This is a genomic window from Pseudomonas saudiphocaensis (genome assembly GCF_000756775.1).
Taxonomy (GTDB): Bacteria; Pseudomonadota; Gammaproteobacteria; order Pseudomonadales; family Pseudomonadaceae; genus Stutzerimonas; species Stutzerimonas saudiphocaensis.
This window is the reverse complement of record NZ_CCSF01000001.1, coordinates 341,035-353,680: the sequence shown is the minus strand read 5'-3', so window position 1 is coordinate 353,680 and position 12,646 is coordinate 341,035. Positions and strand designations below refer to the sequence as shown.

General features: G+C 57.3%; 11 protein-coding genes. 8 read left to right on the top strand and 3 right to left on the bottom strand.

Going from position 1 to position 12,646, the window contains the following annotated elements; all coding sequences use genetic code 11:
* The 3 genes from BN1079_RS01760 to yegS form a co-directional block, all read right to left on the bottom strand.
* Positions 1-804 (bottom strand): MOSC domain-containing protein, encoded by an 804-nt coding sequence (locus BN1079_RS01760; RefSeq protein ID WP_037021884.1) that lies wholly within the window; start codon positions 802-804, stop codon positions 1-3.
* A gap of 28 nt (positions 805-832) precedes the next feature.
* A complete protein-coding gene (locus tag BN1079_RS01755) occupies positions 833-1,765 on the bottom strand; it encodes a chemotaxis protein CheV (protein ID WP_037021883.1) in 933 nt (310 codons plus the stop codon).
* Between the two features lie 164 nt (positions 1,766-1,929).
* Positions 1,930-2,838: a lipid kinase YegS gene (gene yegS / locus BN1079_RS01750; protein ID WP_037021882.1), complete on the bottom strand. Its 909-nt coding sequence runs from the start codon at positions 2,836-2,838 to the stop codon at positions 1,930-1,932.
* A 358-nt stretch (positions 2,839-3,196) separates the two neighbouring features.
* Here yegS and BN1079_RS01745 point away from each other — a divergent pair, with 358 nt between their 5' ends.
* From BN1079_RS01745 to BN1079_RS01710, 8 genes are all read left to right on the top strand, one after another.
* Entirely contained in the window at positions 3,197-4,621 is a 1,425-nt protein-coding gene (locus BN1079_RS01745; RefSeq protein WP_037021881.1) for an undecaprenyl-phosphate glucose phosphotransferase, read from the top strand.
* Between the two features lie 96 nt (positions 4,622-4,717).
* Positions 4,718-5,155: a low molecular weight protein-tyrosine-phosphatase gene (locus BN1079_RS01740; protein ID WP_037021880.1), complete on the top strand. Its 438-nt coding sequence runs from the start codon at positions 4,718-4,720 to the stop codon at positions 5,153-5,155.
* Positions 5,156-5,170: 15 nt separating this feature from the next.
* The gene (locus BN1079_RS01735) at positions 5,171-7,381 is read left to right on the top strand and encodes a polysaccharide biosynthesis tyrosine autokinase (protein WP_037021879.1); all 2,211 of its coding nucleotides are present in this window, start codon (positions 5,171-5,173) and stop codon (positions 7,379-7,381) included.
* Between the two features lie 93 nt (positions 7,382-7,474).
* The gene (locus BN1079_RS01730; protein WP_037021878.1) at positions 7,475-8,512 is read left to right on the top strand and encodes a glycoside hydrolase family 5 protein; all 1,038 of its coding nucleotides are present in this window, start codon (positions 7,475-7,477) and stop codon (positions 8,510-8,512) included.
* Positions 8,513-8,819: 307 nt separating this feature from the next.
* A complete protein-coding gene (locus BN1079_RS01725) occupies positions 8,820-10,076 on the top strand; it encodes a hypothetical protein (protein ID WP_037021877.1) in 1,257 nt (418 codons plus the stop codon).
* Entirely contained in the window at positions 10,036-10,920 is an 885-nt protein-coding gene (locus BN1079_RS01720) for a glycosyltransferase family 2 protein (protein WP_037021876.1), read from the top strand. The genes BN1079_RS01725 and BN1079_RS01720 overlap by 41 nt, the downstream gene beginning before the upstream one ends.
* A complete protein-coding gene (locus BN1079_RS01715) occupies positions 10,910-11,671 on the top strand; it encodes a WecB/TagA/CpsF family glycosyltransferase (RefSeq protein ID WP_037021875.1) in 762 nt (253 codons plus the stop codon). The genes BN1079_RS01720 and BN1079_RS01715 overlap by 11 nt, the downstream gene beginning before the upstream one ends.
* A gap of 34 nt (positions 11,672-11,705) precedes the next feature.
* Positions 11,706-12,617, top strand: coding sequence for a GDP-mannose 4,6-dehydratase (locus BN1079_RS01710; RefSeq protein ID WP_037021874.1), 912 nt, complete (start codon positions 11,706-11,708; stop codon positions 12,615-12,617).
* Positions 12,618-12,646: the final 29 nt, after the last annotated feature.

Below are 12,646 nucleotides of genomic sequence, written 5' to 3'. Positions count from 1 at the left end.
TTACTCGAGGACTTCCACCGGCATGCCTTCGACCAGCGGGCCGCTACCTTCGGCGATTAGGTTCTGCCCGAAGAACACGCCGTCTCTGCCCTTGCGATAGGTCAGCAGCGTCGCCATGGGCTCCATATCGGGGCTACGCTGCGCCGTTGCCGGATCGAGGATCGGAATCGCGCAGCGAGTGCAGGGCTTGACCACGCGAAACTCCACGGTGCCGATGCGAATGCGTTTCCAGCTGTCCTCGGCGTAGGGCTCGGCGCCGGCCACCACCAGACTGGGCCGGAAACGCAGCATTTCCAGCGGCCTGCCGATCCTGGCGCACAGGTCGTCCAGTGACGCCTGCCCGATCAGCATAAAGGGAAAGCCGTCAGTGAACGCGGTGAGCTCACCGTCCCGGGCGTAGGTCAGATCCACTTGAATGGCGTCGCTTTCCGGCAGGTACACCAGGCGCACCGCACGACCAAGAAAGTCGCTCAGCCACTGAGCCGCATCGTCGCCGCAATCCGGCACCCGCACCACCTCACGCCAGATAAAGGCACCACGCAACGCTGCCGAGGACATCGGCACCGGCACTGCAAGCTCAGCCATGCCAGGCGCACTCAGCCGCACACCCTCTTCACCCTGCCAGCGCACTTGCAGCAGTGCCATGGACGGCACCGAGCGCTGAGTGAGAAAGCGCCCGTTGGTTGCATCAATCAGCATCCAGCGGCGATCGCCGTGCAAGCCAAGAGGGCCGCAATAAGCCTGTTCGAGCCGTTCACCCGCGCCAGATTTAAGGGGGTAGCGATAGAGTGCTGACAGCTGCATGGGCGCCCTCGACGTTCAGTTCATTCGGTTAAGTAGGCTCATCCTGCAGCAAACGCTCGCGAACAACATCAACCAGCTTCTCTGGCTGGAACTTGGAGAGGAAGTTGTCGCAGCCAACCTTTTTCACCATCGCCAGGTTGAAGCTGCCCGACAGCGAGGTGTGCAGGACAACGTACAGATCACGCAGGCGCGGGTCCTCGCGAATCTCGGTCGTGAGGCGATAGCCGTCCATTTCCGGCATTTCGGCATCGGTGAAGACCATCAGCAGTTTGTCGGTCAGCACCTCGCCGGCATCGGCCCACGACTTGAGCTTGTTCAGGCCTTTCAGACCGTCACTGGCCGAGTGCACGGTAATGCCGAGCTGACCCAGGGTCTCGCGCAACTGCGCCAGAGCAACATTGGAGTCATCAACACAGAGCACTTCGCGGCCCCTGGCACGCTCGAGCACCGGATCGGCGAGGCGCTCCGGGGAAATGCTGCTGTTGTAAGGCACGATCTCCGCAAGCACCTTTTCCACATCAATGACTTCAACCAGTTCCTCATCCACCTTGGTGATGGCCGTCAGGTAATGCTGGCGCCCTGCTGTGGAGGGAGGCGGCAGCACCTCTTCCCAGTTGAGGTTGAGGATACGGTCCACCCCACCGACCAGAAAGGCCTGCACCGAGCGGTTGTACTCGGTAACGATGATGGTGCTGTTCTCATCAGGGACCAGCGGGCGCAGGCCAATGGCTCGCGACAGGTCGATCACCGGCAGCGTCTGCCCACGCAGGTTGACCACGCCACAGACCGAGCCATGGCGATGCGGCATCAGCGTCATTTTCGGCAGCCGGACCACTTCCTGCACCTTGAACACGTTGATGGCGAACTTCTGCCGGCCCGCGAGCCTGAACATGAGGATTTCCAGGCGATTCTGGCCCACCAAGCGAGTGCGTTGATCGACTGAATCGAGAATGCCGGCCATGGGGTTGGCTCCTTGCTGAATACGGGACATGGAGGCTATCGGCAGCCAGGCCCGACGCTTAATGGGCCCACCGCCGATTTTGTCTTGCCATGATCGGCCCGAGCAGCCAATAGCGCAATGCCATCACGCTTATCGCTGCTGCGTCAACCGCACATCAAGCACTTCTATTGGATGCTGGAATCACTGAGCAATGGGGAGGATTCGGGCAAGTGTAGCCGCAAGGCCTTGGAGCGCACTGAGAAGCGCATGTGCTTCGCCGCTGCCGGTTCACCATCGAGGTTGATATCGATCTCTTCCGGGGCCTCGATTTCAAGCCAGGGCAGCCGCGCATTTACGGAAACACTTTCGATACCCAGCAGACCGCCGCTCAGCAGGGTGCCCAGTGTGCCCACCGTATCGGCCGGCGCCGGAATGATGCACAAGTCGAGCAATCCATCGTCCATCATCGCCTGGGGACACAGCACTTGCCCTCCCCCCGACTGACGTCCATTACCGACGCCCATTGCGAGAAAATCCCCCTCCCAAGTGAAATCCGGCCCGGTAAAGCGGCCCCAGGCCGAACTGATTTCATTGAATCGGGTGAGCCCTGTCAGCAGATAAGCGCTGCCACCGAGGACCTTTTTCAGCTCTTCCGAGGTATTGGCCGTCACTTTCGAGCCAAAGCCACCGGTGGTCATATTGACGAACGGCTCGCCATTCATCTCACCGACGTCAACGGGTGTCGGCACGCGCTCCAGCAAGGCCAGGGCTTCCAAGGGCTCCAGAGAGATGCCGGCGGCGTGGGCGAAGTCATTGGCAGTGCCCAACGGCATCACTGCCAGGCTGGCGTCAATACCGCTTTCAAGCAGTGCCTGCGCCACTTCACGCAGTGTGCCGTCGCCACCGCCGGCAACCAGAGTGCGGTAACCCTCATCCAGCGCCTGCTGAACTATACGGCGAGTATCACCGGGTTCCCATGTCACGCGCACCGCCAAATTCCGACCCAGCTCACGCCAGGCGTTGACTGCTGCCCGCACTTCGTCGTTGAGCGCCTGTTTTCCATGAAGAATCAGCAACGCCCCGGATACGTTCATGGCCATGCTTCCTGTAATTGAACGACAGGTAGGACTCGCCGGCCGTCAAGAAGTTGTGAACGCTGCAGCACTCGTTCCGACTGTCATCGCCACATGTCGACCGGCAGTCAGAAAATCTCGCGAAGCAAGTACAAACAAAAGTTTTATCCCTTTAATTTCAATGACTTGAGCTACCAGATATAAAGGTGCCAACAAAACAGCACTTTGCACTCATACGCTGAACTCATTTCACGGGTGGCGGTCGGAGCAGTTGTCCCGTTGCAGCTTGTTGCGCCTGCGTGCTGTCACGCAGATCCAAGGAACGCAGCGACTTGAACGAGAACATTGAGCTGACAATAGCCGAAGGAAGGAGCCTTGTATGCGCTTACAGTCCGTTGGAACCCTTGAGTACGCCCACCCCAGTTTCGTCGATTACTTTCTTGCCAGCATTCGCCTGATTCACGGACTGACCGCAGTACTGCCGGGCATGCTGCTCCTGCTGTTCCTACCCATCAGCGGCGGTACATTCAGTACCTTCCTGGCGTTCTTCGGCGTAATCAGCGTCGTGATCTTCCAGTCGGTGGGTATTTATAGCGAAGAGGTGTTCAGCACCCTGTTGCGTTTTCGCACCATGCTGGTGGCTTGGGCAGCAGCGTTCAGCCTGTTGATCTTCATGCATCAGGGCCTCGGGATGTTCAGCTACCTGGAAACGGGTCATCTGGCGTTCTGGTTCTTCACCAGCGCCGTCCTTTTCGGTACCGAACGCATATTGATGCTTGCCCTGTTCCGCCGCCTGATGGCCAAGGGCGTGTATCTGCAAAATGCAGTGATTCTGGGCGGCACCGACAACGGTGTGCGCGTAGCCGAGTACCTTGCCAGCCATCGCGATATCCGCACCGGCGTTCTAGGCTTCATCGACGACCGTCTGGAGCGGTTGCCTAAGCAGCTCGCCAACCTGCCGTTGCTGGGTAATACCCGCGACCTGGAGCAGATGATCCGCGAAGAAAAGGTCACCCAGGTGCTGGTCGCCCTGCCCTGGTTTGCCGACAGCCGCATCGGCCAGGTGATCAATGAGCTGCGCAAGCTGCCAGTCAACGTTCTGCTGGTGCCCGACATGGTCGCCTTCCGTCATGCCAACAAGCGCATCACCGAGGTGGCCGGCCTGCCTACGCTGATTGCCTCGGACCTGCCGCTGCGGGGTTGGTCGCCGGTTTTCAAGCGCATTGAGGATATCGTTCTCTCGAGCCTGGCCCTGTTGGCGGCCGCACCAGTCATGCTGCTGGTGGCTCTGGCGATCAAGCTCGACTCCCCCGGTCCGGTCCTGTTCAAGCAAAAACGCTACGGCTACAACAACCGTCTGATCGAGGTCTACAAGTTCCGCTCCATGTACCACGCCCGCTCGGATGCCAACGCCGAACGGCAGACCACCCGCGACGACGATCGCATCACCCGTGTCGGTCGCTTTATCCGCAAGACCAGCCTCGACGAGCTGCCACAGCTGCTGAACGTGTTCCTCGGCAGCATGTCGATGGTCGGCCCACGCCCTCACGCCACCGCGACCAAGGCCGCCGGCGTGCTGTTCGAAGACGCCGTCTCCGAATACTCCGCACGCCATCGGGTCAAGCCGGGCATCACCGGCTGGGCGCAGATCAACGGCTATCGCGGCGAAACCGACACTCTGGAAAAGATCGAAAAACGTGTCGAGTACGACCTGGACTACATCGAGCGCTGGTCGGTCTGGTTCGACATTTACATCCTGGCCCGGACCATTCCCGCCCTGCTGTTCAATCGCGACGTTTATTAACGGACTTTCGCGCGTAAAGGAATGAACCCATGAAACGAGCCACTATCAAATGTGCGTTCGGCACCCGCCTGGCTTTCTCTGCAGGAACGCACTGAGATGTTCCAAAACATATTGATTGTTTGCGTCGGCAACATCTGCAGAAGCCCTGCGGCTGAAGCACTGCTGCTCCACAGATTGCAGGGCAAGGGCATCACGGTCAGTTCGGCCGGTATCGGCGCACTGGTCGGAAACCCGATGGACAAACTCGCCCACCAAGTGCTGCAAGAACACGGACTGGAACATACGACCCACCGCGCTCGTCAGGTCGACAGCGAAATGCTGCACCAGGCCGATCTGATCCTGACCATGGAGCAAAGCCACATCCAGCACCTTCGCCAGATAGCTCCCGAAGTACACGGCAAGACCTTCCTGATGGGCAAATGGCTGGACGGCATGGAAATACCCGATCCATTCCGTCAATCCAAACCCGCTTTTGACCACGTCCACAGCCTTCTGACGCAAACCGTCGAGAGCTGGCTTCCTTACCTTGAATAAGAAGAAGGAACTTCAATGACAACCATGCCACGCCCCATATATGAAACCAAAGAGGACAAGGACATTGATCTTGCCCACCTCTTCGACACCTTCCTCAACAACCGGGGCACCATAGCCGTCATAACCGGCTTTTTTGCGGCGCTGGGTATCGCCTATGCGCTACTCAGCACACCCGTATACCTGGCTACCGCGATGATTCAGATCGAAGCCAAGAGCGGCCTGCCAAGCTTGACTGACGTGGTCGGCAATACGCCGGCGGTGTCGCCTGCACAGACCGAGATCGCCCTGCTCAAATCACGCTCCGTGGTGGGCGGCGCCGTGGAAGCGCTCAATCTCGACATCATCATCGAGCCGCGCTATTTCCCGCTGATCGGCGGCTTCATGGCGCGCAACTTCGAACCAACCGAGGAAGGCGAACTGGCCTGGTATCCGGCCGGCTTCGAATCCTACGCCTGGGGTGGCGAGACCCTGCGCATCACCCAGCTCATCGTGCCGGACAAGATGCACGGCGAGGAACTGACTCTGGAAGCCGCCGAGGGCAATGGTTTCATCCTGCGCGACCCGGACGGTGAAGTGGTCGTTCAGGGCCTGGTCGGCGAGCCGGTTGAAACACCCGACTACGGCATTACGGTGGCCGAGCTCAACGCCCGCCCCGGCACCACTTTCAATGTGACCCGCAACCGGACCTACGCCACCACCGAGGATTATCAGAAACGCCTGTCGGCCGGCGAGCGCGGCAAGCAGTCCGGCATCGTTGGCGTGAGTCTGGAAGACACCGACCCGGAAAAGGCCATCAAGGTTCTGGAAGAGGTCGCTCAGCGCTATGTGCAGCAGAACATCGCGCGTAATGCTGCAGAAGCGACTCAGAGCCTCGAGTTCCTCAGCGAGCAGATCCCGGAGGTGCGCAAAAACCTCGACGCCGCCCAGACCGCGCTGAATCAATATCAGACCGGCAATCGCTCGGTGGATATCACCGCCGAGACCCAGTCGGTGCTGGATCGCATCGTTGATCTGGAAAAGCAGATTTCCGAACAGAACCTCAAGCGTACCGAGATGGAGCGGCGCTTCACCCGCCAGCACCCGAACTTCCAGGCGCTGATCAATCAGATCAACCAGCTGCAGACGCAGAAATCGGAACTGGAAAAGCAGATCAGCACCCTGCCCTCTACCCAGCAGGAGCTGCTGCGCCTGACCCGCGACGTCGAGGTTTCGTCTGAAACCTACGCCATGCTGCTGAACAAGACTCAGGAGCTGGACATCATCCGCGCCGGCACTGTGGGCAACGTGCGCATCGTCGACCACGCCGCTGCCGACATTGACGAGCCGGTGAAACCCAACAAGCCGCTGGTGATCATTGTCGCCACGCTGCTCGGCGGGCTGCTTGCCGTTGCCTTCGTCTATGTGCGCGAAGCCCTCAAGCGCGGCGTGGAGAATCCGGAAGATATCGAGCGTTCCGGCATTCCGGTGTATGCAGCCATTCCCTTCAGCGAAAAGCAAGGTCTGCTGGAAAAGCGCCTGGCCAATTTCAAGCGGGACAAGAGCAACGCCTCCTATCTGCTTTCGATCAACGACCCTGCCGACCTGGCCACAGAAGCCATGCGCAGCCTGCGTACCAGCCTGCACTTCGCCATGATCGAGGCGAAAAACAATATCCTGATGATCACCGGTCCGAGCCCTGGTGTGGGCAAGTCATTCGTAACCAGTAACCTGGCTGCTGTGATCGCACAATCGGGCAAGAAGGTGCTGCTGGTCGACGCCGACATGCGCAAGGGCTACCTGCACAAGGTCATGCGTTGCCAGGGCGACAAGGGTCTCTCGGACATTCTTTCCGGTCGCATTACGCTGTTCGATGCCATCCAGAAAACCCAACTGGCCAACCTGCACGTGATTGCCCACGGCCAGGTGCCGCCTAATCCGTCCGAGTTGCTGATGCATGAGAACTTCTCTCGCTTCGTCAGAGAAATCAGCAACATGTACGACCTGGTGATTTTCGATACACCTCCGATCCTCGCTGTTACCGACGCTGCTCTTGTGGGCAGCCAGGCAGGCACCACGCTGATGGTGACCCGCTACGGCCTCAACAGCATCAAGGAGATCGAACATGCCAAGCGCCGCCTGGAACAGAACGGACTGCTGGTCAAGGGCGTGATCTTCAACGCCGTGCTGCGTAAAGCCTCCAATTACAGCGACTACGGCTACTACCAGTACGAGTACAAAGCCAAGTAACTACCGATTCACACCAAGCCGCTCACCTGCCCCGGGCAGGCGGGCGGTGCCTGCCGCTGCGGTAGCCGGCAGATCAGACAAAGGGATGCACTCATGCTTTCGTCTTTTCCACGCACGCTGAGACTTGTCACTGCACTCTCGCTGGCTACCTGCGCTTCAGTCGCACTGGCTACCGAGACCGACACTAAAGGGATCGACCTGATCGGTATCAACCTGTCCGGCGCCAATTTCGCCCCGCATATCACGCCAGGCAAAGTCGGTACCAATTACTTCTATCCGGAAAAAAAGCACTTCAGCTACTACGCCGAGAAGAACATTCGCCTGATTCGCTTCCCCTTCATCTGGGAGCGGCTGCAGCATGACCTGGACAAGGGCATCAACTTTGACCAGATGCGCCTGCTCCGCAAAACCCTTGATCAGGCTGCCCGGCATGGCCAGAAAGTCATTCTGGATATGCACAACTACGCCCGCTACAAGGATCAGCTGATCGGCTCGCCGGAAGTCCCCTATGAGGCCTATGCGAATGTCTGGCGCCACCTGGCCGAGGCGTTCAAGGACCATCCAGCCCTTCTTGGCTACGACATCATGAATGAGCCCCACTCCACCAAAGGCTTGTGGCGTGACGCAGCCCAAGCCGCGGTGCACGCCATCCGTGAAGTCGACATGAAGACTCCGATCATCGTGGAGGGAGATCGCTGGGCCAGCAGCTTCCACTGGCGCATGGTAAACGAGGATTTTCTCCTGGAGGACCCGGCAGACAACCTCATCTATTCGGCGCACATCTATTTCGACAAGGACTTCTCAGGCCGCTACGCCGAAGAAGAAGTAGTCGGTCCAATGCTGGGCGTGGAACGTACCCGGCCTTTCGTGGAGTGGCTCAAGGAGCACGGCCAAAAAGGTTTTCTCGGTGAATACGGCGTACCCGGCCATTCCGAATCGATGCTGCTCGCGATGGACAATATGCTCGCCTACCTCAATGAAAACTGTATTCCCAGTGCCTACTGGGCCGGCGGGCCTGGCTGGGGGAAATACGTGCTGGCTGTCGAGCCAATAGATGGCGAAGACCGTCCGCAAATGCACATCCTGCAAAAACATATCCAGAACGACTGCAGCGATATCGGCCCTCAGTGATGAAATTTACGTCTCATAGCGAAATAACATCAATGTAAGCGAATTGAAGTTCGCGGAAAGCTGGATATTCACAAATATTCACGGAACTCACGCAACCGCGGGAGGAACCCACTGTCAAACCTTGCGACCTGAGAATGAGGGACTTAATTCAACGGTATTGAAGCGCCTCGCCTGATCAGACGGGCGCTCTGCGGGGAATCCGAGAAGACACGTATGGGCAGAGGCTCGACGTGCTGCTGCAACCTAAAGCCCTATTGTTTGCGGCACATTGGTACTTAAAAGGAAAAGGCGCCCAAGGACTTAGGTGATGACGAACATCAGTTCAAAATTGATTTATGTGCCATTGCTCACGCTGTTGCTGGTTCTGCACTTTTCCGTGCTGGGTGAAAGTACGCACAACCCTATCGGCTTAAAGTTTCTCAACGAAGCCTATATGGCAGCCTGCCTGGGCCTAGCCCTGCTATTGATTCTCGCATCAACCGATGAGTCGCCTCGCGAATACCGCGTGCTCATGTATTACGGGCTCTACAGTGTCTTGATATTCACTCTGCTGCCCGCGATTTTTGCCTATCACACCTATGGTCAGCCCATCGTCTACGGTCTTATCGAAGAGCGGCGGATACTTTTCGCCTTCGGCTTCGTACCGCTATTGCTGCTCGCCAAACGAGTCAGCACCCTTCAATTCGAGCGCGCATTGCTTTATGCGGCACTTGTCGCCGTCATCCTGTCCTGGCTTTATAAATTCGGTCTGATTCCTGATTTACGCGAAGAACAGACCGCCTGGGACCGCCCGGACCGCTCATCGATCGGCCCGTTCCTGCTGTGCTTCACCTACTTCTACTGCATTCAGACATGGGCAAAAGGTCAGTCGCCCATCAACGGCGACAAACGCCAGAAAACGTTCTATCTGATCGTTGCCGTGCTGATTCTGCTGACGCTGGTTTTCGCGACTCAGACGCGCCAGCTCATAGCGCTGTGTCTGGCCTTCACCCTGTTCTGCCTCAGGGCAAAAGCCCTCATATGGGCGGTGTCGTTGTGCTTTCTCATATCTCCTTTTTACTTCTACCCAAGCTTATTGGAGACACTCGGGGTAAATCTCGACTTTTATGCGAGCAACCTTGAGGAGGGAGTCGAAGACAACGTCCGCTCCAACACCATCGCTTCCATCTTCGGTCATCTTGCATTGGTCAAATGGCTGCCCAGTGGCTCCTTGTCATTGATGTGGCAGGACGGCTTCATTCCCTACTTTGGCGAGCACTTTTTCCTTTCCGATGTCGGCATCATCGGAACGCTTTTCCGCTTTGGCTTCCTCAGCTTCATCATTGTGCCGCTGACACTCTATATCTATCAGCGTATCGCTAAAAACATACATTCTGACATGCGGTTTACCTACGCGGTCATTCTCGCTTACATGGTGATCTGGCCCCTTAATGCTCTGCTCGAATATACACAGCAGGTTTTCGCCATGCTTTTTGTAATACACGCTCTGAGAGCACGCCATCTTCGCAGCAAGGAACGAGCACATGAACGTCGCACTTATTCTCAATTACAAAGCTGCTACTGAGACCATCAGCTGCGCTGAGAGCATACTTGCTCATTGTGCAACGCTCGATCATGTCGTAATCATCGACAATGATTCGCAAGACGGCTCCGCAGTCGCCCTGCAGCAATGGCTGGATGAAAAGCAGCATCGCAATGTGACTGTGCTTAACAACCCGGAAAACAGCGGTTATGCAGGTGGCAATAACTACGGCCTGCGCTGGGCAGTGGAAAATCTTAACCCCGAATACTTTTGGGTCATCAATAATGACACCTATGTAGACAGCGACGCCTTTTCACCGCTTTTAGAAGCACTTAAGCAAAACGACCGGCAGTTCGTCGGCTCGCTGGTATTGAGTGCCGAAACCGGGCGATTGGAGTGTTATGGCGGCGGAAAGCTCTACCCGATCCTCGGAAAGGCGCGCCTGTTGGGTAAGAACCAGAGCATTGAAACCCTGCAGCAACAAGGTCTCGCACACATCCCGGACTATTTAATGGGCTGCAGTCTTGCGTTTTCTACAGCGCTGACAAAAGAAATTGGTTTGATGGATGAAAAGTACTTCATGTACTTCGAAGAAGTCGACTGGCAATACCGCGCCAGAGAGTTTGGCATATCAATCAAGGTAATACCTGAAAGCCGTCTCTTTCATTATGGTTCGCTTAGCCTGGGCAGTCGCTCGGCCTTCTACCATTACTACCGGAACCGAGCCGCCACACGCTTCAACAAGCGTTTTTACGGCCCGGGTTTTGCGCTCGTTTCCGCCTTTCTTCTATCAGCCGTTACCACCATCAAAGAGTTCAGACACCCCACTCTTGCATGGTCGGGTATCAAAGGCGCTTTCAAGGGAGTAGCAATGAGTGTCAAGTGATACTACAGCCTTCGGCATCAACTTTTATTCCGGCAACAAGAAGGCGTTGCTGGGCTGCATTCGTGAGGGCGTGAAACAGCCCTATTCGTTTGTGGTCACGCCCAATGTCGACCACCTGGTGCAACTACAGCATGACGACGCGCTGCGCGATGCTTATGCAAGAGCACGGTGGCGATTGTGCGACAGCCGGGTCCTGCTGGCATTGCTGGACCGGCTGGGGGTCGAGATCGAGGAAGCCATCCCTGGCAGTGACCTGACGCTTGATCTATTGCAGTGGGCGAGCGAAGACCGCCTGCGCGTGGTTCTGATTGGCTGTTCGACTGCTGAAACCCAGAAGCTGAAAGAGCTTTACCCCGGCATCGATCTTTACCACCACAATCCGCCCATGGGCTTCATCAACAATCCGGAAGAAGTGCAACGGTGCTTGCAGTTCATTCGGGACACCCCTTCGGAGCTGGTGTTGTTCGCCGTCGGCACCCCGCGCGGCGAAATATTGGCGGCGGCGATACAGCCCCATGAGCGCTCGGGAATGGCCTTCAGCATTGGCGCCTCGATTGCCTTTGCCACCGGCACCATCAAGCGAGCACCGTTGTGGATGCGCGAATGCAAGCTCGAGTGGCTGCATCGCATGTGTCTGGAGCCACGGCGCTTGGCAAAGCGTTACTTTCAGGACGCGCTGTATATCGTGCCGGCGTATTGGCGTGAAAAGAACTCCCGACACAAGGCAAGTCTTGCCAAGCAACAGTCCTGAACGCAGCCCCCTTCAACTTCATGTAGGGAAGTAAATGAAAGCGCTGATCACCGGCGTTACCGGTTTTACCGGTCGCTACATGGCCGAGGAACTCGCAGCACACGGCTACGAAGTCCATGGCCTCAGCTATCGCCCTCTACAAGGGGAGCTGCCAGCGAGCATTGCTGCGATTCACTGCTGTTCGCTGAATGAACCGCAGATGCTGAAAGACCTGCTGTTGGAATTGCGCCCGAGCCATGTCGTGCACCTGGCCGCCGTGTCCTTCGTGGCGCATGCCGACGCTGACGCCATTTACCGCGCCAATCTCATCGGCACCCGACACTTGCTCGAAGCACTGCGGCCGGTTGCCGACGGCCTCGCTGCAGTCATTCTCGCCAGCAGTGCCAATGTCTATGGCAACACCGAAGGTGTGCTGGACGAGTCGTCCCCTTTTGCACCCGCCAATGATTACGCGGTCAGCAAAACCGCAATGGAATATCTGGCGCGGCTGTATCAACGGCAATTGCCATTGATCATCACGCGCCCGTTCAACTACACGGGCGTTGGTCAGTCTGAGCAGTTCCTGATTCCCAAGATAATTGCGCATACGCGCCGCGGCGCCGAGTTCATCGAACTGGGGAACCTGGATATAGCCAGGGATTTCTGTGATGTACGCGATGTAGTAAGAGCCTACCGGCGCTTGCTTGAAACGCAGGACGCGATCGGGCAGACCGTCAATATCTGCTCAGGCACTGCCCACACCTTGCAATATGTTTTGCAGCAGGCAGCTCTGATATCCGGTCATCAAATGCAAGTTAGGGTTAATCCCGCCTACATACGCAGCGCTGATGTAAAGAATCTGTTCGGCTGCAATGCCAGGCTGACCCGACTAATTAGTGAGCACAAACCGATAGAACTTCGCGAAACACTGCGCTGGATGATTGAAGCGCCCGGGGCGGGAGTTTGAGCCCTATGGCGGCGGCAAGAGTAGTACAA